Annotated in this window: 22 protein-coding genes and 1 riboswitch; of the genes, 10 read left to right on the top strand and 12 right to left on the bottom strand. The window is 60.5% G+C overall.

All coding sequences use genetic code 11. The features are described 5' to 3' along the window. Nucleotides 1–62: 62 nt before the first annotated feature. From BLR31_RS14890 to BLR31_RS14875, 4 genes are all read left to right on the top strand, one after another. On the top strand, nucleotides 63–1,553 hold the full coding sequence (locus tag BLR31_RS14890) for an NAD-dependent succinate-semialdehyde dehydrogenase (protein WP_090597495.1): 1,491 nt from the start codon (nucleotides 63–65) through the stop codon (nucleotides 1,551–1,553). A 28-nt stretch (nucleotides 1,554–1,581) separates the two neighbouring features. After that, entirely contained in the window at nucleotides 1,582–2,952 is a 1,371-nt protein-coding gene (locus BLR31_RS14885) for an aspartate aminotransferase family protein (protein ID WP_090597529.1), read from the top strand. Nucleotides 2,953–3,169: 217 nt separating this feature from the next. Further along, on the top strand, nucleotides 3,170–3,379 hold the full coding sequence (locus tag BLR31_RS14880; RefSeq protein WP_090597528.1) for a cold-shock protein: 210 nt from the start codon (nucleotides 3,170–3,172) through the stop codon (nucleotides 3,377–3,379). A 61-nt stretch (nucleotides 3,380–3,440) separates the two neighbouring features. Beyond that, nucleotides 3,441–3,659 (top strand): hypothetical protein, encoded by a 219-nt coding sequence (locus BLR31_RS14875; protein WP_143009400.1) that lies wholly within the window; start codon nucleotides 3,441–3,443, stop codon nucleotides 3,657–3,659. Between the two features lie 767 nt (nucleotides 3,660–4,426). On the opposite strand, the gene pcaF is transcribed toward BLR31_RS14875, so the two are convergent. The 3 genes from pcaF to BLR31_RS14860 are packed head-to-tail and all read right to left on the bottom strand — an operon-like array spanning nucleotide 4,427 to nucleotide 7,258. Then, complete coding sequence (gene pcaF, locus BLR31_RS14870) at nucleotides 4,427–5,632, bottom strand: 3-oxoadipyl-CoA thiolase (protein ID WP_090597493.1); 1,206 nt, start codon at nucleotides 5,630–5,632, stop codon at nucleotides 4,427–4,429. Next, nucleotides 5,632–6,411 carry a CoA-transferase subunit beta gene (locus BLR31_RS14865; RefSeq protein WP_090597492.1) on the bottom strand — a complete coding sequence of 260 codons (780 nt, stop codon included), beginning with the start codon at nucleotides 6,409–6,411 and terminating at the stop codon, nucleotides 5,632–5,634. The genes pcaF and BLR31_RS14865 overlap by 1 nt, the downstream gene beginning before the upstream one ends. A gap of 1 nt (nucleotide 6,412) precedes the next feature. Further along, a complete protein-coding gene (locus BLR31_RS14860; RefSeq protein ID WP_090597491.1) occupies nucleotides 6,413–7,258 on the bottom strand; it encodes a CoA transferase subunit A in 846 nt (281 codons plus the stop codon). Nucleotides 7,259–7,366: 108 nt separating this feature from the next. Between BLR31_RS14860 and pcaQ the strand changes: the two genes are divergently transcribed. Then, nucleotides 7,367–8,296: a pca operon transcription factor PcaQ gene (gene pcaQ / locus BLR31_RS14855; protein WP_090597490.1), complete on the top strand. Its 930-nt coding sequence runs from the start codon at nucleotides 7,367–7,369 to the stop codon at nucleotides 8,294–8,296. Here the strand turns inward: pcaQ and BLR31_RS14850 are convergent. Continuing rightward, nucleotides 8,293–8,889, bottom strand: a complete 597-nt coding sequence (locus BLR31_RS14850; RefSeq protein ID WP_244505080.1) for a DUF2062 domain-containing protein — start codon at nucleotides 8,887–8,889, stop codon at nucleotides 8,293–8,295. The genes pcaQ and BLR31_RS14850 overlap by 4 nt on opposite strands. Before the next feature lie 216 nt (nucleotides 8,890–9,105). On the opposite strand from BLR31_RS14850, the gene BLR31_RS14840 reads away from it, so the two are divergent. Next, nucleotides 9,106–10,608 carry an inorganic phosphate transporter gene (locus tag BLR31_RS14840; RefSeq protein WP_090597487.1) on the top strand — a complete coding sequence of 501 codons (1,503 nt, stop codon included), beginning with the start codon at nucleotides 9,106–9,108 and terminating at the stop codon, nucleotides 10,606–10,608. Between the two features lie 26 nt (nucleotides 10,609–10,634). Here the strand turns inward: BLR31_RS14840 and BLR31_RS14835 are convergent, their stop codons facing one another. Beyond that, nucleotides 10,635–11,132, bottom strand: coding sequence for an NUDIX hydrolase (locus BLR31_RS14835; protein ID WP_210183939.1), 498 nt, complete (start codon nucleotides 11,130–11,132; stop codon nucleotides 10,635–10,637). Nucleotides 11,133–11,323: 191 nt separating this feature from the next. Between BLR31_RS14835 and BLR31_RS14830 the strand changes: the two genes are divergently transcribed. The 4 genes from BLR31_RS14830 to hrpB all read left to right on the top strand — a co-directional run bounded on the left by BLR31_RS14830 (nucleotide 11,324) and on the right by hrpB (nucleotide 17,022). Beyond that, nucleotides 11,324–12,835 carry a helicase HerA domain-containing protein gene (locus BLR31_RS14830; protein ID WP_090597485.1) on the top strand — a complete coding sequence of 504 codons (1,512 nt, stop codon included), beginning with the start codon at nucleotides 11,324–11,326 and terminating at the stop codon, nucleotides 12,833–12,835. A 74-nt stretch (nucleotides 12,836–12,909) separates the two neighbouring features. Next, complete coding sequence (locus BLR31_RS14825; protein ID WP_090597484.1) at nucleotides 12,910–13,824, top strand: ROK family protein; 915 nt, start codon at nucleotides 12,910–12,912, stop codon at nucleotides 13,822–13,824. Further along, nucleotides 13,817–14,542 carry a copper homeostasis protein CutC gene (locus BLR31_RS14820; RefSeq protein WP_090597483.1) on the top strand — a complete coding sequence of 242 codons (726 nt, stop codon included), beginning with the start codon at nucleotides 13,817–13,819 and terminating at the stop codon, nucleotides 14,540–14,542. The genes BLR31_RS14825 and BLR31_RS14820 overlap by 8 nt, the downstream gene beginning before the upstream one ends. Nucleotides 14,543–14,574: 32 nt before the next feature. Next, entirely contained in the window at nucleotides 14,575–17,022 is a 2,448-nt protein-coding gene (hrpB, locus tag BLR31_RS14815) for an ATP-dependent helicase HrpB (protein WP_090597482.1), read from the top strand. Here hrpB and BLR31_RS14810 read toward each other — a convergent pair. The 7 genes from BLR31_RS14810 to BLR31_RS14780 all read right to left on the bottom strand — a co-directional run bounded on the left by BLR31_RS14810 (nucleotide 17,019) and on the right by BLR31_RS14780 (nucleotide 25,086). Beyond that, on the bottom strand, nucleotides 17,019–19,697 hold the full coding sequence (locus BLR31_RS14810) for a bifunctional diguanylate cyclase/phosphodiesterase (RefSeq protein ID WP_244505079.1): 2,679 nt from the start codon (nucleotides 19,695–19,697) through the stop codon (nucleotides 17,019–17,021). The two genes, hrpB and BLR31_RS14810, sit on opposite strands and share 4 nt — an antisense overlap. 172 nt (nucleotides 19,698–19,869) lie before the next feature. Next, complete coding sequence (locus BLR31_RS14805; protein WP_090597481.1) at nucleotides 19,870–20,526, bottom strand: DUF1236 domain-containing protein; 657 nt, start codon at nucleotides 20,524–20,526, stop codon at nucleotides 19,870–19,872. Between the two features lie 144 nt (nucleotides 20,527–20,670). After that, complete coding sequence (locus tag BLR31_RS14800; RefSeq protein ID WP_090597480.1) at nucleotides 20,671–21,096, bottom strand: SAM-dependent methyltransferase; 426 nt, start codon at nucleotides 21,094–21,096, stop codon at nucleotides 20,671–20,673. A gap of 217 nt (nucleotides 21,097–21,313) precedes the next feature. Further along, nucleotides 21,314–22,219 carry a DMT family transporter gene (locus BLR31_RS14795; RefSeq protein WP_176762686.1) on the bottom strand — a complete coding sequence of 302 codons (906 nt, stop codon included), beginning with the start codon at nucleotides 22,217–22,219 and terminating at the stop codon, nucleotides 21,314–21,316. 94 nt (nucleotides 22,220–22,313) lie between these two features. Then, a riboswitch (FMN riboswitch) is annotated at nucleotides 22,314–22,465 on the bottom strand. 498 nt (nucleotides 22,466–22,963) lie between these two features. Next, a complete protein-coding gene (locus tag BLR31_RS14790) occupies nucleotides 22,964–23,845 on the bottom strand; it encodes a hypothetical protein (protein ID WP_090597478.1) in 882 nt (293 codons plus the stop codon). Beyond that, nucleotides 23,846–24,733, bottom strand: coding sequence for an ABC transporter ATP-binding protein (locus BLR31_RS14785; RefSeq protein WP_090597477.1), 888 nt, complete (start codon nucleotides 24,731–24,733; stop codon nucleotides 23,846–23,848). It abuts the gene before it with no gap. After that, nucleotides 24,730–25,086 (bottom strand): GntR family transcriptional regulator, encoded by a 357-nt coding sequence (locus BLR31_RS14780; RefSeq protein WP_090597476.1) that lies wholly within the window; start codon nucleotides 25,084–25,086, stop codon nucleotides 24,730–24,732. The genes BLR31_RS14785 and BLR31_RS14780 overlap by 4 nt, the downstream gene beginning before the upstream one ends. Between the last annotated feature and the right edge of the window lie 114 nt (nucleotides 25,087–25,200).

Below are 25,200 nucleotides of genomic sequence, written 5' to 3'. Positions count from 1 at the left end.
TTTGGCACCAGCCTCTGCGCACTCTTGTCTATGGTGAGCAAAATCCCACCGAGAGCGCGACCATGTCCAGCCTGTCTGCCAAATATGCCCATGCGGGCCTCGCCGCCCAACTCGCCGACCCCGACCTGTTGTGCCAGCTAGCCCATATCGGGGGACAAGCGGTCGCGGCGGTGTCGGGCGAAACCATTTCGGTTACAGATCCGGCCACCGGCGAGGAGATCGGCACGATTGCCGCCCTGAGTGCCGAAGAGTCCCAGGCGGCGATCGGGCGGGCCGACGAGGTTTTCCATGCCTGGTCGGGTCTTTTGCCCCAGGAGCGCTCGACGATACTGCGCCGCTGGTATGATCTGATCATGGATGCGCAGGAAGATCTCGCCCAGATCATGACCGCCGAACAGGGCAAGCCCATTTCGGAATCGCGGGGAGAGATCGCCTATGCTGCCTCCTTCGTGGAGTTCTTCGCCGAGGAAGCCAAGCGCCCCAATATTGAATCGGTGACCTCGCATCTGCCCGACGCCGAAGTCGAAATCTGGCGCGAGCCGGCTGGGGTCGCAGCGCTCATCACGCCCTGGAACTTCCCCTCGGCCATGATCACCCGCAAGGCGGCAGCGGCGCTGGCCGCAGGCTGCACCTGTCTCGTGCATCCGTCTTCTGAAACGCCCTATTCGGCCACGGCCCTTGCCGTCCTCGGGGCGCGCGCGGGCATTCCCGCCGGCGCGTTCAACGTCGTCACTGGAAAGGCGCCCACCATCGTTGAGCCATGGGTGAAGGACAGCCGCGTGCGCGTGCTCTCGTTTACCGGCTCGACCGAAGTCGGCAAGCTTCTCTATCGTCAATCCGCCGATACGGTAAAACGCCTGGTCATGGAACTGGGCGGCCACGCCCCGTTCATCGTCTTTGCCGATGCCGATATCGATCAGGCCGTCGAAGAAGCCATCAAGGCAAAGTTTGCGACATCGGGCCAGGATTGCCTCGGCGCCAATCGCTTCTTTGTCGAGCGGCGCGTCTATGACCAGTTCTGCGAGCGATTTGCCGAAGCTAGCAGCGCGCTGACGCTTGGGGCAGGACACACCGATCCCGACATCGGCCCCCTGATGAACGAAAAGGCGGTCGCCAAACAAATCTCCCATGTCGAAGACGCACTCGCAAAAGGCGCCAGATGCCTCGTCGGCGGCAAGATCGATACCCAGGGGCCTTTGTTTTTCCAGCCCACGGTGCTCGTCGATGTGCCCGCCGACGCGCTGATCATGAACGAAGAGACATTTGGCCCGGTCGCCGCAATTTGCGCCTTCGACTCCGAAGAGGAAGCGCTAAAGCGTGCCAACGACACCGAGTACGGGCTAATCGCCTATCTCCACACCATGGACCCGCGCCGCATCTACAGGGCAAGCCGACAGCTCCAGTTCGGCATGGTCGCGGTCAACCGCACCAAGGTGACCGGCGCGCCGATTCCCTTTGGCGGCTACAAGCAATCGGGCATGGGCCGCGAAGGCGCCCGGCTGGGCATGGAAGAGTTCACCGAAGTCAAATATGTCTGCCGCGACTGGGCCTGAGATACAAAAGAACAATAGGAAAATGACGATGCTGACCAACGACCAACTCGATCAGTGGGATCGCGAGAATTTCTTCCACCCCTCGACCCACCTTGCCCAGCACGCGCGAGGCGAAAGCCCCAATCGCATCGTCAAGACCGCCTCGGGCGTCTATATCGAAGACCGTGACGGCAACAAATTGCTCGACGCATTTGCGGGGCTCTATTGCGTCAATGTCGGTTATGGCCGCCAGGAGATCGCCGAAGCCATTGCCGATCAGGCGCGCGAGCTCGCCTATTATCACGCCTATGTCGGCCACGGCACCGAAGCGTCGATCACCCTCGCTAAAATGGTGCTCGACCGTGCCCCGGCCAATATGAGCAAGGTCTATTTCGGCTTAGGCGGGTCGGACGCCAACGAAACCAACATCAAGCTCGTCTGGTACTACAACAACATCCTCGGTCGCCCTGAGAAAAAGAAGATCATCTCGCGCTGGCGCGGTTATCACGGCTCGGGCCTGATGACCGGCTCGCTGACCGGCCTGGCGACCTTCCACAACAAGTTCGACCTCCCGCTCAGCCAGGTGATCCACACCGAGGCGCCCTATTATCTGCGCCGCCCGCGCAAGGACATGAGCGAAGCCGAATTCGTGCGCCATTGCGTAGCTGAACTCGAAGCGCTCATTGCGCGCGAGGGCGCCGATACGATAGCGGCGTTCATCGGCGAGCCCATTCTGGGCACCGGCGGCATCGTGCCCCCACCCGCCGGATACTGGGCCGCCATTCAGGCTGTGCTCCACAAGCACGATATCTTGCTGATTGCCGACGAAGTGGTCACCGGCTTTGGCCGCCTGGGCACCATGATGGGGTCCGATCATTACGGCATGCGCCCCGACATCATCACCATCGCCAAGGGTTTGACTTCGGCCTATGCCCCGCTTTCGGGTTCGATCATCGGCGAGAAGATGTGGTCTGTGCTCGAACAGGGGACGGACGAAAACGGTCCGATCGGCCATGGCTGGACCTATTCTGCCCACCCGATCGGTGCCGCTGCAGGCATCGCCAATCTAAAACTGATCGACAGCCTCGGCCTCGTCGAGAACGCCGGCAGCGTCGGCGCCTATCTCAATGCCCAGATGCAGGCGGCAGTCGGTGACCATCTCAATGTCGGCGAAGTGCGCGGCGAGGGCATGCTGTGCGCCGTCGAACTGGTCAAGGATCGCAACGCCACCGAGTTCTTTGACGCGAGCGAAAAGGTCGCGCCGCGGATCGTCGGTGAAATGGCCAAGGCGGGGGTTATCGCGCGGGCCATGCCACAAGGTGACATCATCGGTTTTGCGCCGCCCCTGTGCCTTACCAAAGCCGAGGCGGATATCGTGGTGGAGAAGACTGCGTCTGCGCTCAAGTCCGTGCTGGGCTAGCGTCGCCGCACCGCAAATCTTGCAGGGCCTTGTTTTGCGCGCATTGGCCCTGTAAGGTGAGGTCACACGTTCTGATGCTAATGGTTCCCGATCTGCCGGTTCTTCCGGTCACTTGGATATCCTGAACTGCAAGACGTTGAGGTCCGGCAGCGCGAGTTGCACGGATCGGTTCGCGCACATGTCGTTCGCGGGCAATTCGCCACTAAAGGATCCCAAAATGATCACCGGCAAAGTGAAATTCTTCAACACCACCAAGGGCTTCGGCTTCATTCAGCCTGACCAGGGCGGCCAGGATGCATTCGTGCACATTTCGGCTGTTGAGCGTTCCGGCCTGTCGACCCTGACCGAAGGTCAGTCGGTCACGTACGAACTCGAAAAGGGCCGTGATGGCCGCGCTTCTGCAGTAAACCTCCAGGTTTCTGAATAAGCCTTTCGACGATCCCTAAGGCCGCCGAAAGGCGGCCTTTTTGCGTTTGAGGAGGTCCATGATGACCACCACGCCACTACCCAAGACCAGCGCTCAGACCAAATTCGCTGAGATGGAAGCCCGCCAGAAAGAGGCGCTTCGCCTCGAAGAGATTGCTCTCGACGCCACCCGCGCCAAAACCGTCCGCCTCCGCGCCCTTCGCGAAGAGCAGGAGCGCAAGGACCAGGTCGAAAAAGAGTCGGCCGCCGCCGCCAAGCGCCCCAAGAAACGCGCCAAATAAACGCTCTCACACCGCCTGCGGCGTCGCACGCCCGCGTAGTCGCGCGTTCCTGCTACCCCCTGATCAGCATTACCTGCCGGCCCTCACTCTGTACCGCCGCGGTACAGGTTTGCCCCTCTGTAACGGCGGCAGAGGTTTGAGCCGCCCAGCCCTCATCCCTTCGTCTCGCCGCATCTCGGCAGTCATCTCCGACCGGGGGCCGGATCATCGTTAGCGCGGTTGGCCAACCAGTCCTTCCAACTCCGCGTCTCAGCGCACCCTCATCCTTCCCTCCGGGCCACCTTCTGCCTCAAGGGGAGAAGGAAACGGCAGAGTCTGTGAAAGAGCTTCACCGCCCACCACCCGCGTCCCTTCTCCCCTGGTGGGAGAAGGTGTCCCGAAGGGACGGATGAGGGGTCTGAGTTTCCTCAACCACCTTCGGCCAAGAAATAACCTATCCCCGCCCTCTCAAGCTCACCCATACTCCCCGAACGAACCCGCGTTGATGGACGCAAGCGCAACGAACGTTTGGGCGGGTTTGGTTCGGGTTCCTTGCGGGTCGCCGCAGGGAAGGCCTAAACGTCACAAGTGCCGGTCGTCGGTACCCATACGACGGCTTACCGGGGAAACCCGGCGGGGATTGACCCCAGCCTTCTGAAGGGCGACTAAGCCAAAAATCCCGAGCGCCTGGGGCGATGATCGCTTCATACTAAAAACAAATTGCGGAGCGCTCATCGCCCCATGCCGTCTTTCCATCATCCGAGGCGATATCGCCGTCGGGCGCATTGTCATGCCTTTTCAAGCACCGCGGCGATCCCTTGGCCGACACCTATGCACATGGTGACCAGCGCCCGTTTCTTACCCGCAAGGCTCATTTCGAGAGCTGCCGTGCCTGAGATGCGAGCGCCACTCATGCCGAGGGGGTGGCCGAGAGCGATGGCGCCGCCATTGGGGTTCACGAAATCGGCGTCCTCAGCGATGCCCAGTCCACGCAATACGGCGATGCCCTGACTGGCAAAGGCTTCGTTGAGCTCGACGAGGTCGAAATCAGATGCCGCGAGGCCAAGCCGCGCCATGAGCTTCTGGCTGGCGGGAAGCGGACCGATGCCCATGACGCGCGGCGGCACGCCGGCCGTTGCGCCGCCCACGACGCGTGCCAATGGGGTGAGCCCATATTTCTTGACCGCAGCCTCGGAAGCGACGATCAGCGCAGCGGCACCGTCATTGACGCCGGAGGCGTTGCCCGCTGTCACCGTGCCACCCTCTTTCTTGAAGGGTGTCGGCAATTTGGCCAGCGTTTCGAGGCTGGTCGCGCGCGGATGCTCGTCGGTATCGACAACAACCGGGTCGCCCTTGCGTTGCGGGATGCTGACGGGAACGATTTCCTTGGCCAGACGGCCATTGGCCTGCGCCGCGGCCGCCTTGGCCTGGCTCGCAACCGCAAAGGCATCCTGATCCTGCCGCGAAATCTTGTAATCCTCGGCGACGTTTTCACCAGTCTCGGGCATGGAATCGACGCCGTAGCGCGACTTCATCGCCGGATTGACGAAGCGCCAGCCGATCGTCGTGTCATAGATTTCGGCATTGCGGGAAAAGGCCGTCTCAGCCTTGGGCATGACGAAAGGCGCGCGGCTCATCGATTCAGTGCCGCCGGCAATCATCAACTCCGCTTCCCCGGCTTTGATGGCCCGGGCGGCAGTGAGCAGCGCATCGAGGCCCGAACCGCAGAGGCGGTTGATCGTCGTGCCGGTGACCGTCTCGGGAAGCCCCGCCAGGAGCAGGCTCATCCGCGCGACGTTTCGGTTGTCTTCGCCGGCCTGATTGGCATTGCCAAAGATCACGTCATCGACGGTTTCGAAATCGATGTTCGGGTTGCGATCGACAAGCGCTTTGAGAACGATAGCGCCCAGATCGTCGGGACGCACCTTGCTCAAGGAGCCGCCGAAGCGACCAATGGGGGTGCGGATATAATCGCAGATATAGGCCTCGGTCATCACGCTGCCTTTCCGCCGGCATGGGCGATTTTCGTGCGCTCGTTAAGGTCGCGCAGGGTGGTGAGTTCTTCTGTCGTGGGGACGGGCGTCTCCTCGAGATCGTCGGCGAATTTCACCGTCCAGCCACACGTCTCCTGCACCATTTCGCGGGTGACGCCGGCATGAAGCGAGACGACGGTAAATTCCTTGGTCACCGGATCGGGCTTCCAGATAGCCAGATCGGTGATGAGCAGTGTCGGGCCCTTGGTCGTAATGCCGAGGCGCTCGCGGTGATCGCCGCCCTCGCCATGGCCGAACGAGGTGAAAAAGTCGATCTTTTCCACCATCGAGCGCGTAGCCTGTTTGAGCGTGATGTAAATCTCACCACAGGACGACGCGATCTCCGGCGCGCCGCCGCCGCCGGGCAGACGGACCTTGGGCTTGTGGTAATCGCCGATTACGGTCGTATTGATATTGCCGAACTTGTCGATCTGCGCGGCGCCCAAAAAGCCGATGGAAATGCGTCCGCCCTGCAGCCAGTAGCGAAACATCTCCGGCACGGCGACGGTGCTGACGGCCGTTTCGCACAATTCGCCATCGCCGATCGAGAGAGGCAGGACGTCGGGGGCCGTGCCAATGGTGCCCGACTCATAGATCAGGGTGATGTCGGGCGCGTGCGTCAGCCGCGCGACATTGCAGGCTGCCGAGGGCGCGCCGATGCCCACAAAGCAAACGTCCTTGCTGGTAAGGGCGCGCGAAGCGGCGATTGTCATCATTTCGGTGGGGGTGAAATCGGTCATGTCAAAGCCCCTTGATCCGTTCGGCGAACACTTCGGGTGTCGCGCTCAATACGTTGTCTTTCATCCACTGGTCGAACAGGTCGCGATCCGCCGAGACCTTGTCCCATTCGAGATAGGCCGCGTTGTCGCGTGCGTAATAGCCATGGGTATAGGAGGGGTGTGCCCCGCCCTTGACGACGGAAATTGCCGTGACCGTCCAATGGGGCAGAACGGTAAGGTTGGGGTGAAGGCCCTTGAAGTCGGGCACGATCTCTTCGACCGTCACCACGACCCGCTTGGCGGCAAGCGCTGCTTCCTTTTGCACGCCCACAATGCCTTCGATCAGGACGTCGCCCTTTTCGTTGGCTTTTTGAGCGTGAATGAACGTCACATCCGGACGATGCGCTGGAATCGCAGCCAATTCTTCACCCGTAAAGGGGCAGATGACCGATTTGATGTCGGGGTTGACCTTTGGCAGGTCAGCGCCCTTGTACCCACGGAAGATCGCGCAGGGCAGGCCCGCAGCGCCGGCCTCATAGGCGTTGGCCATGGCGGCGTGCGAATGCTCGATAGTTTCGATCGTACGCGGATAGCCGTTTTCGATGGCGTCGCGCATGCGGCGCAAGAGGCCAACGCCGGGATTGCCGGCATAGGAGAAAATCACCTTTTTCGCCAGCCCCATGCCGATCATCTGGTCATAGATGATGTCGGGCGTCATGCGCACAAGCGTAAGATCGCTAATGCCCTGCCGGATCACCTCGTGCCCCGCTGCGTGGGGGATCAAATGGGTAAACCCCTCGAAAGCAACCGTATCGCCAGACTTGAGATTTTCACGCACCGCTTGATCGAGCGGTATCACCTTGCCCATGACTGTCCGTTTCCTGTCAGATATATAACTCAAAACACATTAGATACTGGCAGAACGTCGAGGTAAAATGATAAAACCCGCAATCTATATAACTTTTGGAAATGTGAATTGGCGCTTCTCGATCCACGCATCAAGCTTCGTCATCTAGCCTGCTTTCTGGAAACCGATGGGCGAGGGGGCGTTCAGGAAGCTGCCGAGGCACTGGGTCTGACCCAGCCCGCAGTGTCAAAATCGCTGGCCGAACTCGAGGCGATTTTGGGCGTGGCGCTGTTTGATCGTTCGCGGCGCCGACTGGCATTGACCGACCACGGTGCGCTGTTTCTGCGCCATGCCAACGCCTCGATGTCGGCCTTACGGCAGGGTGTCGAGTCGCTTGTCGAGGCAGGAGGCGCCGCGCGCGTAGTGCGGCTCGGGGCGCTGCCCACTGTCGCGGTAGATGTGGTGCCACAGGCTGTCGCGGGGTTTCTGGCAGGCCCGCTTGCCTGTCGTGTTCATGTCGAAAGCGGGCCAAGCCCTCATCTGCTGGGGCTGCTGCGTGGTGGCGCGATTGACCTCGTCGTCGGCCGGCTACCATCGCCCGAAGTGATGGTTGGGCTAACGTTCGAACATCTCTACTCCGAGCCATTGGTGCTGGCCGTGCGCCCGGACCACCCCTTGCTCAGTGCAACGGACCTTACGCTCGCCATGGTGCAAGGATATCCGGCACTCGTGCCGCCGCGCGAGGCGATCATAAGGGGGACGGTGGAAACGATGCTGCTGGCCGCCGGTGTGCCGAGCCTTCCTCGTGAGATCGAGACGGTCTCCAACTCATTCGGGCGGGCCTATACGCTGTTGACCGATGCCGTCTGGTTCATTTCGCGTTCGGTGGTCGCCAATGATCTCGAAAAGGGTGACCTTGCCGCGCTGCCCCTCGACATGACAGCCAGCCATGGCGCCATCGGCATCACGACCCGCGCCGGTAGCGAAAGCGCTATTCACACCGATGCGCTGATTGCCAGCGTACGCGCCATCGTCCGAAAGCGCGAGGCAGGGCCCTAGCGCTGGCTGGCGCGGGCGGGCGACATCTGTGCCCGCCGGCGCTCGAGGCGGATACGGCGCGCCGTTTGAAAACCGCTCACCAGAGCCCGGACGATGAAATAGAAGAACAGCCAGGTGAAGACCGCCACCGGCAGTGCGCCGATCATCATGGTCTGGAACAGCGGGAGGATTGCGCCAAGATCGAGCGACAAGAGGCCCCCAGACAGCGCCTCCGTATCAGCCGCACGCAGGACGGCGGTCGGGTCATCTGGGAACAGCCGTCGCAGGATCGCGGCGCCAAACTGGTAGCTGAGCGAAAAGAACAGCGGAAAGGTGAGTGGATTTCCCCAGGCGGTGCCAATCGCCGCGGCAAGCATGTTGCCACGCGTAAAAAAGGCGAGAACGAAGCCCAGGAAAAAATGCAGCCCGATCAGCGGGAAGACCGACACCGCCGCGCCCGAGGCAACACCCGCACCGATCGCGTGCGGGCTGGCGGTCAGCCGCAGAACCCGCTTTTGCAGATATGTCACATACCGACGTATCCCCATGCGTGGCCAGACGACATCCCGTAGTCGCGAGCGCCAATCTCTCTTGTGCCGGTCGTTATGCTGCATGGTGCTGGCGGTTTCTCCTTCGATCAATTCCTTTTACCGGCGCTCTGGCGACCCATGCCAGAGTTTTCCGCATGGGTGTGGCAGTATTGCGCAAATTGGGTAAAACCTGCGTCAATCCAGAGCTTTATGACGCAAATGTCATAATCGCTGTGGCCTTGGCGTTCTGACTCGGCTATTGCGCCCAAAACGTCACACATTCTGGGGAGCTGGTCACCCATGGCGAAGTCGGCCATCGACAAGGATCTCAAGCGCGTCGGCCAGCTCAAGGCTGCGACCAACGAAAGCGCCAGAGCGATCGCCGCGCCGGGCTTGGCGCTGGTGTTCCTTCTGGCGGCCCTGGTCTGGGCTACGTTCGCGGTCTCAAGCGGTCCGCTGAGCTATCTGGTGATCATCGCCACGGTTATCGCCGCCTATATGGCGCTCAATATCGGCGCCAATGACGTTGCCAACAATATGGGTCCGGCTGTCGGCGCCAAGGCGCTCACCATGGGCGGGGCGCTGCTGATTGCTGCAATCTGCGAGGCGGCAGGCGCGCTTCTAGCTGGCGGCGACGTCGTGACAACGATTTCGCGCGATATCATCGCGCCTGGCACGGAATTGGGCACCACGACCTTTATCATGGTGATGATGGCAGCACTGCTTGCCTCAGCGCTATGGGTAAACCTGGCGACCATTATCGGTGCGCCGGTGTCGACGACCCATTCGGTTGTCGGCGGCGTTGTGGGCGCAGGAATTGCCGCAGCAGGTGTCTCGGCCATCATCTGGCCGACAATCGCCAAGATCGCCGCGAGCTGGGTCATTTCACCAATGATGGGCGGCGCACTGGCGGCGGTGCTGCTGACGGTGATCAATTTCACCATTCTGCGTCAGAGCCAGAAGGCCATAGCTGCACGGGTCTGGGTGCCGGTCCTCGTTGGGATCATGATTGGCGTTTTCGCCATGTACATGTCGATGAAGGGTTTTTCTCGCGTCTGGTCGCCCGCCGGGCATATCGTCCTGCTCATCGGTCTCGTAGCAGCCGGGCTAGGCTGGCTGCTCGCGCAGCCATGGGTCAAGTCGCGAACCTCGGATATGGAAAATTCCAACAAGCAGGTGGGAACGCTGTTTCGCCTGCCGCTGATTTTTGCAACTGCACTTCTGTCCTTTGCCCATGGTGCCAACGACGTCGCTAACGCGGTAGGCCCGCTTGCCGCGATCGTGGCTGCGGTACAGGAGGGCGGAGCTTCCGATCAGGTGGCGTTGCCGATCTGGGTTCTGGCCATCGGCGCATTGGGGATAGCGCTGGGACTGGCGCTGTTCGGTCCGAGGCTGATCCGCACTGTCGGTGAAAAGATCACCAAGCTCAACGAAATCCGCGGTTTCTGCGTCGCGCTTTCGGCAGCGACAACCGTTTTGGTCGCGTCCGCGCTGGGGCTGCCTGTGTCATCGACGCATATCGCTGTCGGCGCCGTGTTCGGCGTGGGGTTCCTGCGCGAAGGGTTTTCCAACCGCAACATCCGCAACAAGGCGGTAAGCCCGGACGGTGTTTTCTTGCGCACCGACCATCTCAACACGACGCCCGAGGAAGCCATCGTCAACTTTCAGAAGCGCCAGAAGCGTTATCTGGTACGCCGCCAGCACGCGCTGTCGATTGGCGCGGCTTGGGTGATTACCGTTCCAGCAGCCGCAATGCTGTCTGCCGCATTATACTGGGCGATGATCCTATTGTTCGGGCTCTAAAGCGGCATTGAAGCGCTCGAAAAGCTCTAACCCTGAGCAACGGCTCTGATGGGGGCCGAAACTCTCGACTTGCTCGTCTCGCGCTGCGCAAGTGTAACGGCGACATCGGCCAGTCCGTCATGGGTGATCAGCCGCTTGGCCTCAGTGATGACGGCCCAATGGCGATAGCGCTGGCCCATTTCCTTCCAATCATCGCGCTGATTGGTCACCAGAAGCGGGAACAACTTGACCTCTACGACCCGTGGGCGCTCAGGCGTAACGGGCAGAAAATAAGAGCCGATGGGCGTCTCTTCGATTTCGCCTTCGACGCCTGCTTCCTCATAGGCCTCGTGCGCCGCACTTTCCCACGCGGTCTTGCCCGCCATCAGTCCGCCCTTTGGAAAGATCCATTTGCCCCGTCCGCGCGACGTGATCAGTAGAACGACCAATTGGCCATCAACGATGGTGTAAGGCAGGGCACCGTATTGCGGCCCAGCAGGCTCGACTGGCGGGCGGCGAAATAGCGAAAAAAGGCGCATGGGCATTGTCTGGATCATCTCCCATCCGGGTGTTCAAAGAGTCTAGGCTGATTTGGCCGTCATGGTCAAAGCTCAACACCGGCTGTGAATCTAAAGTTCAAGGCTTGTACAGGCGGTCGCCGCAAATGCTAAGATGGCGCAAGCGTTTCTCTCGAAAGCGATAGAATCACACACATGAGCGGAGCAGACCCAAGACGATGACCGTCGATATCGACATGGGCACGACCACCAAAGGCACGCCGGCCCGGCTCGATCTCGAAGAGCTATTGGCGACCCGTCTTTTGGTGCAGGGCAATTCCGGCTCGGGCAAGTCTCACCTCCTGCGACGACTGCTCGAGCAGAGCGCGCAGTGGGTGCAGCAATGTGTCATCGATCCGGAAGGCGATTTCGTCACCTTGGCCGACAAGTTCGGCCATGTGGTTGTCGAAGCCAACCGATCCGAACAGGAACTGACGCGGATTGCCGGGCGCATCCGCCAGCACCGCGTTTCGGTTGTGCTGAGCCTTGAAGGGCTCGAGGCTGAAGCTCAGATGCGGGCTGCTGCGGCGTTCCTCGGCGGCCTCTTTGATGCAGATCGCGACTTCTGGTACCCAATGCTGGTGGTAGTCGACGAAGCGCAGCTCTTTGCGCCCGCCTCTGGCGGAGAGGTGTCGGACGATGCGAGAAAACTCTCGCTCGGTGCTATGACCAATCTCATGTGCCGTGGGCGCAAGCGCGGGCTGGCCGGCGTCATCGCCACACAGCGCCTCGCGAAGCTGGCCAAGAACGTCGCCGCCGAAGCGTCGAACTTTCTGATGGGCCGGACTTTTCTCGATATCGATATGGCGCGAGCCGGCGATCTTTTGGGCATGGACCGGCGCGGTACCGAGATGTTCCGCGATCTGGAAAAAGGCAATTTCGTTGCGCTGGGACCGGCAATGTCGCGGCGGCCCTTGCCGATCCGCATTGGTGACGTGGAGACCAGCGCGCGCTCCACATCGCCCAAGCTGATGCCAATGCCTGAAACCGGTGCCGACGCTGCCGACCTGATTTTTACCCCATCGCCTGACGAGGAAATACGCTCCATCCCGCGTCGCGTCGTTCAGCCGGCCCCACGCCCTACCGCCGATATTTTGGCGCAGTTGAGCCAGCCGCTCCCGCGTGTCGAACCGGAGCCGGTGTCTCTGTTTCCCGAGATCGATGCGGTGGAACGCGACGCCGCGATCGATGCGGTGCTGGGTGAGATTCTCGAAGACCCTGACGCTAGTTTCCGCTCTGTGGCTGTTCTCTATCAGGACTTCCTCGTGCGCTGCCGTATTCGCCGCGTTCCCGGGACCCCGCCCGATCTGACGGAATTCAAGCGCCGTTTCGCGGTCGCGCGGGCCGGCGTCGATACAGCCGGTGCACAATCTGACGGTTGGCAAACCGCAATCAATCTCGCCGCCAGCCTGCCAGAAGATTTGCAAGGCGTTTTCCTGATGGTTGCACGCGCTGCCGTCGAAAAACTTTCCTGTCCTTCCGATGCAACCCTGGCACGGGCCTATGGCAGCCATTCTGCCTCGCGGGCACGCAGGCTTTTGACCTATTTCGAGGATCGCGGATTGATCGTGTTGCGCGAGGACTTCAGCGGTCGCCGTACTGCCGCGTTCCCGGATCTGGGCACAGAGACCGCGCCGGGAGATGCAAATGGTCCTGCGGAAAGCCCTGACGGCCGAATGGCCGCAGAATAAGCGGGAGCGCGATTTTCCGCTTTTGACGGAAATGCCAGTTTGTCAGATGCAGCCCGAAAGATAGGTTCGCGCTCATGATCATTGCACTCGACATCGGCGGCAGCGCCATAAAGGCAGCATGGGCGCAAAGCCCGGACCGCATCACCCAGATGGGCCGCGTGGAAACACCGCGCACCGATTTTGCGGCGTTCGTCGAAACGCTTGCCGGCATCGTGGCCGCTGCCCCCACGGCGCCTGACGCGCTCTCGATCTCGATTTGCGGCGTCACCGATATCGACACCGGCACGATGATCTGCGCCAACGTGCCCTGTATCGATGGCCGGACGCTCGATGCTGATCTGTCCAAAGCACTCGGACTTCCTGTATCCGTTGCCAATGATGCCGATTGTTTCGCCTTGGCCGAGGCCGGAATTGGCGCCGGCAAGGGCCATGATGTCGTCTTCGGCATCATCTTGGGCACGGGCGTCGGCGGAGGTCTCGTGGTCGACGGGAAACTGGCCAACGGGCGGGGTGGATATGCCGGCGAATGGGGTCACGGCACGATCCTTGCGACCGAGGCGGGTGATCCACCTCTAAGCGTTCCGCATTTTACGTGCGGTTGCGGGCGAAAAGGCTGCGTCGATACGGTCGGCGGGGCGCGCGGGCTGGAGCGATTGCATCAGGCTCTTTGCGGCGAAACCCGCGACAGTCGGGAGATTGTCGTTGGGTGGGCCGGGGGCGATGCCTCAGCGCTGCGCACCATGGACGTCTATATCGATCTGGTTGCCAATCCATTGGCGCTCGCGATCAATCTGACAGGTGCCTCGATCGTTCCGGTGGGCGGTGGGCTCGCCGGCGCCCCGGGGCTGGTTGCCGCGCTGGACAGCGCAGTGCGCTGCCGCATCCTGCGCAAGATCGATCGCCCAGTGATCGTTCCGGCGCTATGCGAAGTGGAGCCTGGGATTGTCGGTGCAGCGCTCCTGGGATTCGATCGGTTCGTCTATGTCTGACGCAATCCTGGAAATCTGTGTAGACGACGCCGCTGGCCTCGCGGCCGCTATCGAGGGTGGCGCCGATCGCATCGAACTGTGTGCGGCCCTGTCGGTTGGCGGCCTTACGCCATCGCGTGGGCTCATGGCGCTAGCGGCAGGATCTCCCGTCCCCGTCTATGCGATGATCCGGCCGCGCGCCGGTGATTTTGTCTTTTCGGGCCGAGAGGTCGACATCATGTGCGTCGATATCGAGGCGGCACGAGAGGCCGGGCTGGCTGGCGTTGTGATCGGCGCGAGCCTTTCCGACGGCAGCCTCGACCGCGAGATATTAAGGCGTCTTGTGGATCATGCCTCTGGCTTGGGACTGACGTTACACAGGGCATTCGATCTGGTGCCCGATTTCCGAGTGGCAACCGAAACCGCGATCGACCTGGGTTTCGAGCGCATATTGACTTCGGGCGGGACGCCGCGTGCCGTCGATGGACTTGATGCTTTGGGCGAAGTTATCGCAAACGCCAACGGGCGTATTGCCGTCATGCCGGGATCTGGTGTCACTGCCGAAAACGCCCACCAGTTCATCGCCATCGGCGCGAGAGAGCTCCATGCTTCAGCCAGCGTCGAGATTGTGCCGGGCGAGGAGAAGTTGGCGGAATTGGGCTATGTGACTGCGGGCATGAAGCGTACGGATGCCGCGCGTGTAGCTGGCCTCAAAGCGGCCATCGCAGGCAGGCGTTGAATTTGCCGCCTAAACGGGCGACATAGCCGACGATGACCACGCGCGAAGTTCTGCCTATTGATGAAGCCTTGCCAGACCTGCGCAGTGCGCTGGCGGCTGGGACGCGCGCCGTTCTCGTTGCGCCGCCAGGGGCCGGCAAGACGACAGTTGTCCCGCTTGCGCTACTCGATGCGCCATGGCGGGGTGATGGCAAGATCGTCATGCTTGAGCCGCGCAGGCTGGCGGCGAGAGCCGCCGCGCGGCGGATGGCGCAAACGCTCGGGGAAGACGTGGGCGCGACAGTCGGTTATCGCGTTCGGCTCGACACCATGGTCTCGGCAAAAACTAAAATCGAGGTCGTAACTGAGGGCGTTTTCACCAGGATGGTGATCGATGATCCCGAACTGTCCGGCATTGCTGCCGTTCTGTTCGATGAGTTTCACGAGCGCAGTCTCGATGGCGATCTGGGGCTGGCGCTGACCCTCGATGCGACGGCATTGCGCGATGATCTGCGCATTCTCGTCATGTCCGCCACCCTCGATGGCGCCGCCGTTGCGGGTCTCTTGGGCGATGTGCCAGTGATCGAAAGCCAGGGACGGGCTTATCCGGTTGAAACCCGCCATGTCGTGCCCGACGCCAATGAGCGAGTTGAGCAGAGTGTCGTTGCCACCGCGCGACGTGCGCTGCGTGAGGATACCGGATCGATACTCGTGTTTTTGCCGGGTCAGGCGGAAATTCGGCGCGTGGCCGAGGCCTTGGCGGGAGCCGGACCCGACATAGATGTCGCGCCGCTTTATGGCCAGTTGACGCCCGCCGAGCAGGATCGAGCCATACAGCCGGCGACAATTGGTCGGCGCAAGATTGTTCTTGCGACAGCAATTGCCCAGACCTCGCTGACGATTGAAGGCGTGCGGATCGTGATCGATGCAGGCCTGGCGCGATTGCCGGTTTATGAGCCCGATACCGGGTTTATGCGGCTCGTAACGCGAAGGGTGTCCCGTGCTAGCGCCGACCAGCGTCGCGGCCGCGCTGGACGCACCGAACCCGGTGTGTGCTATCGGCTCTGGCACGAGGGCCAGACGGCGGGCCTCGCGCCATTTGATCCGCCTGAGATTACCCAAACCGACCTCGCGGGCTTTGTTCTCGATCTTGCCGGTTGGGGCGTAACCGATCCCAGTGCCTTGCAATTTCGTGATCCGCCCCCGGCGCCCGCATGGTCCGAAGCGGTGGCTCTACTGCAGGCGCTTGAGGCTCTCGATGATGAGGGGCGCGTTACCGCGCACGGGCGGCTTTTGGCCAAATTGCCTCTCCACCCCCGGCTCGGGCATATGATTGCGCGTGCCGCAGACGAGAACGCAGCGGACGCTGCGGCCCTGCTGGCGGTCCTGATCGGCGAGCCTGGGTTGGGTGGGAATGGCGTCGATCTCGCGGCACGCTATGATCGGCTGAGGCGCGACAGCTCAAAGCGTGCGAGCGAAGCCAAGGCGCTTGCAGCGCGATGGGCGCGATCGGTCGGCGGTGGCAGGGCAGGTGACCCAAACGGCCTGGCCCGCCATTTAGCGCGGGCGCTACCTGATCGTATCGCACAATCCACAGGGGGTGGGCGATTCAGGCTCGCTAACGGCCGGCAGGCCAAGCTCGATGAGACCGAGGGGTTGTCCCGCGCGCCCCATCTCGTGGTCGCGGACATGACCGGCAATGCTTCAAGCAGCTTTATCCGCGCGGCCATTGCCATAGACAGGGCGACCATCGAAGAGGTGATGGCGGCACAAATCCAAACCACAACTGACATGGCCTTTGATGCCACTGCCAAGGCCGTGCGTGCGCGCCGCCAACGCCGCCTCGGCGCCGTGCGGCTCGACGATATTCCTACAGCGCTCGATGACCCTCTGGCTGCCGCTCAAATGCTGGCAGAGGGCATCGCCGGGCTAGGCATCCAGAAGCTGCCCTGGACCCGCGACCAGCGGACTTTGCGCGAGCGCGCGAGCTTTCTTGCTTTAACGATCGGCGAGGATTGGCCTGATTTGTCGGACGCGGCGTTGGCTCGGGATGAGGCCGCATGGTTGGTCCCCCACATCGTGGGGCTGGGGCGACTCGATCAGATAACGCCCGATCATTTATCGGCGGCGCTGTTCGATCTCCTACCCTGGGGGCTTCGCGTGGAGATCGATACGCTCTTGCCATCCCATTTCGATGCACCATCGGGTTCGCGCGTCCCGATCGACTATGGCGCCGAGAACGGTCCGGTTCTCGCCATCAGGGTGCAGGAATTGTTCGGCCTCGATATTCACCCCTCGATCGCCAAGGGAAAACTTCCGCTGCTTTTGTCCCTCTTGTCACCGGCGCACCGCCCCATTCAGACAACACGCGATCTCCCCGGCTTCTGGCGCGGTAGCTGGAAGGATGTCGCCAAGGATCTCAAGGGACGCTATCCCAAGCATTACTGGCCCGATGATCCATTGGCAGCGCAAGCCACCAATCGCGCCAAGCCAAGAAACTAACCCGCCTGCCGCCAGCGTTGGGAGCGGATAAAACCGGTGAGGTCTTCCGCGCTCATAGGGCGGGCAATGACATAGCCTTGCAGCGATGAGCAACCCAGCTCTGCCAGCAGCGCGGCGTGCTCCCAGGTCTCGACACCTTCTGCTATGGCCTCGATGCCAAGCGATGTGCCGATCTCGATGATCGAGGCGACCAGCGCCTTTTGGGCCGACGAACTGGTCATCGGTGCGACCAGTTGCCTGTCGATCTTCAATCGCGTCGGACGGAGCTGCAGCAGGCTGACGATGGACGCATACCCGGTTCCGAAATCGTCGATTTCGATATCGATACCCAGTTCCTTGAGCTGATCGATGTTCCAGGACACCATGGTGTCGCGCTCGTCGAGAAAGATCGACTCGATGAGTTCGAAGGATACGGTTCCCGGCTCGATGTCCAGGGTCTTGAGCGTATCGATCAGCGAGTCGTCATTAAGCCGGCGGGCGGAAACGTTGACCGAGACGCGTGGCACCGCAAGGCCATGGGCGGCCCAGACGCGCATCTGCTCGAGGGCCTGCTCGAGAATGATGCGATCGATCGTGGCGACGACATTGAGATCGTCCGCGATTGCCATGAAGGCATCGGGCGCGAGGAGGCCCCGAACCGGGTGTTGCCAGCGCGCCAGCGCTTCGACGCCGACGATATCGAATGTTCTTGCATCGATCTGCGGCTGATAGTGCGCAATGAACTCATTGTTGTCCAAGCCGGCAAGAATATCGTCGGCCACCCGCTTCGCTGTGATGATCTCGCACTGCAGCTCTTCGGAAAAGAACTCAGCTCGGCTGCGGCCCTGCCGTTTGGCGCGGTAGAGTGCGATATCGGCGTTGATGAGAAGTTGACGCGCCGGGGTCTGTTGAACGTTGCCACCCGCAATGCCGATCGAGACGCCAAAGCGACACTCGTGGCCGTGATAGGACACTGGTTTGCGCATGGCGGCGATGATGCGCTCGGCAAGTGCGCGTAACTCTTCGTCGGACTTTTGGCCGATGCACAGGATGACGAATTCGTCTCCCCCGATGCGCGCCACGAAGTCGGTCTGGCGGACCGACATCTTTAGAATTTCCGACGCATGGATAAGCATCGCGTCGCCGGCAGCGTGGCCGAGCGTGTCGTTGATCTGCTTGAAGCGATCAAGATCGATATGGAGGATAGCAGCAAATCCATCGGAACGCGTATGTGTTGCGGTATGCTTTTCGAGGATGTCATCGAGATATCTTCGATTGGGCAACCCGGTAAGCGGATCGTGCATCGCGTTATGCTCGATGCGTGCCTTGGCCGATTCAAGCTCGAAGTTTTTCGCCTCGGCCTGGGTCTTGGCGCGCAGGAGCGCTTCTGACAATTGCGCATCCGGAGTGGCGTCCCAAGTGACGCCAACGATGCGCGGTGAGGTGCCTGCCTCCTGATAGACCGCCCCGATCGCACGAACGTGCCGGATTATACCCTCGGGCAGGATGATGCGGAAATTGGACTGGTATCTTTGTCCCGAGCGGATGGAGTCGTTGAATTCCCGCTCGGCGCGTTCGAAATCGTCGGGATGCAGTCGATCGCGCCAGTGGGAATAGTCTCGCGGCTGTCCGTCAGTCGGCTGCGCATAGATCTCGTTCATCCGGTCGTCCCAAGACAGCACGCCCGTGATGATGTTCATTTCCCAAACGCCGACCTGCGAGGTTGCAAGCGCCAGTTCGAGACGTCGCGACAGCCGTGCCAGTTCCGTTTCCCGCCGCCGCTGCTCGATAATCCGCCGGCGCCGTTCTTCATTGAGTCGGCCCAAAAGCACGATCGGGACGATGACGAGAGCAGCGGCGAGCCCAAGCCCGATTCGCAGCAGCGTGGCGTTGGGCGGCGTACTGACCCAGCCGCCACTGGGAATGGCTGAAATGGTCCATGTGCCTGATGGCAGGAGGACATCAGCCTCGATGGGATCGGCATCAAGAATTGCGGGCGAGCCGTAGAACGCAGTCCCGTCATGTCCTTGGCCGTCGCGCCCGGAAATGGCGATCGCAAGTCCCCGGCTCGCCTCACCGATCCCGCTTTCCGCGTAGAGCCGATCGGCATCGATTACCGCCGAAACGATGCCCCAGAACTGCTCGGCACCTGTGGCGTCAGTGTAGTAGACGGGGAAACGTCCGATAAAGCCGCGGCCACCCTGCACCAGCAAGACCGGGCCGGCGAGAACGATTTCGCGCGTATCGCGGGCACGAATGGCGGCGTCGCGCTGCTCGGCATTGTTGCGGTAATCAAGTCCGATGGCCGCCTGATTGCCCTCGATGGGATAGACAAGCTCGACCACAAGATCGGGTGCGGCAGCGACGTTGATGAGCTGGTTGTCTTGGGTGAAGAGATAGGACACCAACGCCGAATAGCGCTCCTGAGTCATCTCCGGCTCATTGGCGATGGTGGATATCAGCCCATGGACGAGCTGAAGATTGGAATTGACCTTGCCTTCGAGTTGGGCTCGGACAAGGGCGACCTTATCGATGATTTCGGCCCTTTGGGACTGCTGGTGGATTTCCCGGTTTTGATAGTCCGCAAAGACGACGGCGATGCCAACGACGATCAATGCGATTGCCGCCGGGATGTTGCTCACCCGTAAGATGGTCCTGGTCAGCCGTTTGAGCTTGACCGGTCCGGTGTGCGCCAAGTGCTTAGCCCCCGTACGTCACTCGTCTGTTTCATGAAAACAGTTAGTACAAAAGGGCTTAACACGTTGTTTAAGTTCGAGTGGGTGCCCGTGTGGTCAAAAACTGGGTAAACAAAAAGGGCGATCCATAGATCGCCCTTTCCATAAATCACGAGGTCTCTAGCCGCATCGTTTAGCGGAAGATGTAGACGATCTCACGGCTCGCGGGATCGATGAGAACCGGCTGGCCATTGATATAAACATACTCGTATTCATAATCAGGAACCTGGCTAACGACCACGGTATCAGGGATCTGTGCGCCAACGACCACTTCGCCATCCAAATAGACAGGCTCCATGGGGTTCGCCGTTACATAGGTGCGTGCCGATTCCGGGGGATCGATAACGACGCCAGTCGTTGCGCCGATGACGCCGCCGACTGCAGCACCGATGGGGCCGGCGATCAGTGCGCCGGCGATTGCGCCGCCAGCAGCGCCCGTAACCGTAGAGTTGCCAGTCGTGCTGGCTTCGGCAACGCCGACCAGTTCCGGCGGACGCTCCGTCAGAACGATCGTCGAGCCTTCAGCTTCGACGGTCAGATAGTCGGAATAGGCCCAGCCGACGGTGCCGTTATAATCGATCTCGCACCACATGCCCTCGGACAAACATCCATTGACGGTGGCTGCATCACCGTTGGCGATGACGCCTACGGTTTCAAACTGCGGGCCAGGGCCGGAGCGAATGTTGAGATCGGTGGTGGCCGTCGCACTGGCGGTCTGCGCCATAGCAGTTCCGGTCATAAGCAGTCCGGCAGTCGTCGCCAGAAGGGTTTTCGCAAGAGTCATTTTCATTGTTATAGTCCTCCGTTTGAGGTGTTTGGTGGCCCCGGAAAACTCGCATACGCTTCGCCCGCAGGGCGTCCCGTGTGTCCGGTGAACCGGGCGCTACCCCCGCGGCCATCTAACGTAGGACAAGTCGCTTAGTTCCTCTCTCACTCACAAAAGCGTGACCTCGCAGAGAGGGCTCCCGCCATCAATATAGAGTTTGGCACCGGGCTTGAGCGCCTTTGCAATGGCCGCACGCATCCGAACACCTATTGCGGGATGACGACCATCAAGGGCGCCAACGCGAACGGCCACAGCCAAATCGAAGGGTTCTTCAAGAATTTCAAGTCGGAAATCTTCGCCCGATATTTGCCGGAATGAGAGCTGACCTACTGCAATCTCTTTGGACGCAGCGACGGCTTGGGCGATCGCTTTTGCTGAGCGGTCGATCCCGAGAACACGGCCCAGCGGTCCTATCCGCCGAGCCATTTCTCGCGCCATGGCACCGGGGCCGCAGCCGATTTCGAGAACATTCATGCCCTCTCGCAATGGCAGCGCGTCGACGATGGCGAGCAGGCGTGGCGACAGCGTATCCATAGTCGGCCTCCACGATTGGGCGACGAAGAATGCGCCTACACTGTATCCCAAGTGAAACGGCAGCGCGAAAATTCTGCCTATTTACTGCCATGATCTTTAAATTCCGTCCTATCCCGGTTATCCTGACCATCTTCGCGAGAGCGCGAAGGGCAAGAGCAACCTCCGGCGGTAATATGGATCACTCCATATTCCGCCGTCTTTTTTGGCAGGTCGGCTTTTATGCCTTGGCCGTCCGTCGGCCACTGGTGCCTTCTCGGCCCATCACATAGAGCGATCCTAGGACGATCATCGCCGCGCCGGGCCAGAACCCGGCATCGGGTGCAAATCCGAACACGACCCACCCCAGGATGATATTGAGCGGAAGCTTCAGGTCCTCGAAGGGCTGGAGATAGGATGCATCGGCAACGGCGTAGGCGCGCGTCAGTGCGTATTGCGCTGCTGCCGTCAAAACGCCTGCCACCAGAAGGATCATCCACCCGTCAGACGGTGGCCATGCAAAGCCAGATCCCAGATAGAGCGCGAGATTGACCGGGGTGAGCAGCAGCAGCAGGTAGAGGGCGATTGACTCCGGTCTTTCGCTCTTGGTCAGCTCTTTGGTGATCAATGAGGCACCCGCCCAAAGCGCTGCTGCAGCGATGGGCAATAGTGCGTGCAGGGTGAATTGCTCGGACCAGGGCGCGATGATGATCAACGCGCCGATGAAACCAAATATCGTTGCACCAATCCGGGTCAGGCTCACGCGCTCCCTCAGAAACAGAGACGCACCGGCAAGAACGAAAAACGGCGAGGTCATCGACAACGCAATGGCCTGCCACAACGGGACATGAGCCAGAGCCATGATCCACAATTGCACACCACCAGCCGACAGGACCACGCGTGCAATGTGCAGGACAGGTCGACCGGTCCGCATCGCTCCCAGCCCGTGACGCCATATGAGTGGCAGCGCAAATATGAGGGCCAAAAAATACTGCCAGAAGGCAATGGACGTCGAAGACAGTCCCCCGATCATCCCGGCCCATTGTAGCGCGACGTTGACGCCAGCAAAGGCTAGGCCAGCCACCACCATAAGCGCGGCAGCGGAGAGGTTGGAGGACTTCAAAATTGCAGAGGTCGTCTGGCTCATGGTTCGATCCTTTCTCCACCAGTGACCTCAGGGGATTCGGGATCGAAGTGAGGGCGCCGCAACGCGCAAGAGCGCGTGCGCACTGCACACGTAAACCCGTTCTCTTTCATCCGGACTATGACCGTCGGCTTCGGAGTTGCACCGAATCTGCTGACCCTCTCTCTTTCAAGAGAGGCGCTCGCGGGCTTCAAGCGCATCGCGCTCATTACCGCCGGTGGGGACTTTCACCCCGCCCTGAGAACATATGTCGTCACTTGATCGTCAAATGACGATGGAAAAATAGCGTTGCGAGCAGCATTGTGCAAGGGCATGGCTGCAAAGAAAAAGGACTGCCCGACAAAGCGAGCAGTCCTTCCATGATACCGTCACTCGGTGGTGACTGAACCGCTAATCCAAGCGGTTCGGAGGGATGTTCATCTTGGCGAGGGCTGCCCCGTCAAAATCACCTCATACCCAAAGTCACTCCCGCCTGCGCGGATCTCACTAGACATTGGATCACCTCCTTTCGCTTGGTTGAAACCGAGATCATGGTGTCTCGATTTCAAAGTTCTGACAAGAGAAAATCTTTCGCCATCCATGCACGATGGTGTGTGTGAGTATGAGAAAACAAGGGATTCTCAAAGGCTTGGCTTTGCGCAATACTTCGCGTGCTCGATTCGGATGCCGCTTCGCTCGAGGCCAAATTTTGTGCGCCGCGTTTGGCCGAAGACCCGGTAAAAAGGGGCGCATCAGCGCCCCAGATAGTCAGGTCAGAATGAACCTCCGGCGGTATTCACTCGCCAGATAGACGAAGATCGCCGCCACAACCAGCCCTCCGGCAAGTGAAATCCAGTCGGTTCCGGTGACCATGAGAGCGATCAATTCCCTTGCATTCCAGGGCTCGCCAGAGAGCCAGTATCCTTCAAGTTCCAGACCTTCGAAATGCAGTTCGAACCTCTGCGTAATGAATGTCCAGAACCAGCCGGCCACCAGAAGATTTTCGGCGATGACGCGCTCGAAAATGCCGATGATAGCCGGGATGAGGAAAGCCAGGGGAATTGCCCAGCGCTTAAAGATCGTGCCCAGAAAGCCGACCCAGGCGAGAAATTGCAAATACCACAGCAGCGCGATGCCAAAAAGGACAACAGCGGCAAGCATGATATTGCCCCACGCAACGGCCGTTGTTGCAAAGTCGGGCGGTGCGAACGCTGGCATGACGCTGCCGATTGAGATCGCCGGCAGGTAGGCGATGAGCCCAGTAACGGCCAGGGCCAGCAGGATGGCGGTAGGAAAGACAGTCAGAGACGTGGCGACCTTCGAGACAAAAATCTTGAGGTCCGACTGCGGCATGGACTTCCAGAACAGCATAGAATTGTTGCGACTGTCGGCCGAGAATGCATCGCCATAATAAAAGAACAGCATAATCAGCAAATAGACCAGCCACCCGGCAGCGGCGAGAGCAAAGCCGGTTTCATAAAACCGCAAGGCTGAAGGGATTTCGCGTTCGAGCGTGCCTCCGATATCGACCCCGACGAGCGAATAGATCGCGCCGGCCAGAAACAGGGCGAGAAGGATGGCTGGGCCGAAAACGAAGGCGCCGCGATGTTCGATGTACTCGCGTTTGATGAGAGCGGTCATAGCCAGCATTTAGGCGGCTCCTGCATTATAGGTTTCGCGCTGCATGAGGGCGACGAAGAGGTCCGACAGGGTCGGGGTGGAAACCTGGCCCAGCGGCACCAGCGCCTGACGGTCGGCACCGTCAAAGATCATCACGGTCTGCCCGAACCGGCTTTCCACAAAAACCGGATTGAGCGCCCGCGCCGCGTCGATCTGGGTTGGATCGGAAATGACCAATTGGACGTATTTGGCATTCACCGTTTCCATCTGCATGTGCACGATGAGATCGCCGTCCCGGATGAACATGATGTCGCTGAGCATGAATTCGATCTCGTCCACCTGGTGGGTGGTGATCAAAAGCGTGCGCTCTTCGGTCATGTAGTCTTCAAGCAAACGGCGGTAGAAGCGCTTTCGGTAGGTGATATCGAGCCCGAGCGTCGGCTCGTCGAGAACCAGCAGCTTGGCGTCGATCGCCATTACCACGGCGAGGTGCAATTGCGCGATCATCCCCTTGGAGAGGTTCTTGATCTTCGCCTCGGGCCGGATATCAGTGCCCGCCAGGAAGTCGTGCGCCTTGGCTTGCGAAAACTTCGGATGGATGTTGCTCAGCAGTGCAAACAACTCGCGCACCCGCAAGAAACGCGGGAGAGATGCGACGTCGGAAATAAAAGCGACGTCTTCCATGAGCTTGGCGCGATTGGCGAAAGGATCGAGCCCGAGGACTTCGATCTTCCCCTCGCACTGCGTCAGGCCGAGCAATGCGTTGAGCGTTGTCGTTTTGCCGGCGCCGTTGTGGCCGACGAGACCGTAAATCCGGCCCGCCGGGATGTCGAAATCTAGCCCGTGCAGGATTTCGGACTTGCCGTAGCGCTTGCGCAGGCCACGGGCGGAAACGATCGGCGTTTCGATGGTGGTCATTGTTGGTCCCCGTCCTTGAGGAGGTCTTCGGCGGTCAGGCCCAGCGCGGAAATCCGTGCAGCAATGCCGGGCCAATCTTCGGTTAAAAACTTGTCGCGCTCATGGGTCAGAAGCGCGGCGCGTGCGCCTTCGGTGACATACATACCCATGCCGCGACGTTTTTCGACAGTGCCCATGTCCACGAGCGACTGATACGATTTGGTGACGGTTAATGGGTTGACCGAAAGGTCGGTCGAAACTTGACGCACGGAGGGAAGGGCATCGCCTTCCTTGATGACGCCACTCAGGATCATCTCGATCATCCTTTGCCGGATTTGCAGAAATATGGGTTGGTCTTCGCGCCACTGGGTCATATGTGCTTCCGTATGGTGTGCTATATAAGTAATACACCAGCACGCATGATGTCAATCCCACTTGTGGTGGGATGCAACTCGGCCTAGCGTTCGGTCTTTGCGTCCGTCTTCTAG

The organism is Pelagibacterium luteolum, from assembly GCF_900100665.1.
In the GTDB taxonomy this organism is placed as follows: domain Bacteria; phylum Pseudomonadota; class Alphaproteobacteria; order Rhizobiales; family Devosiaceae; genus Pelagibacterium; species Pelagibacterium luteolum.
The sequence above is the reverse complement of the archived record's forward strand: the minus strand, read 5'-3'. Positions and strand labels throughout refer to the sequence as shown.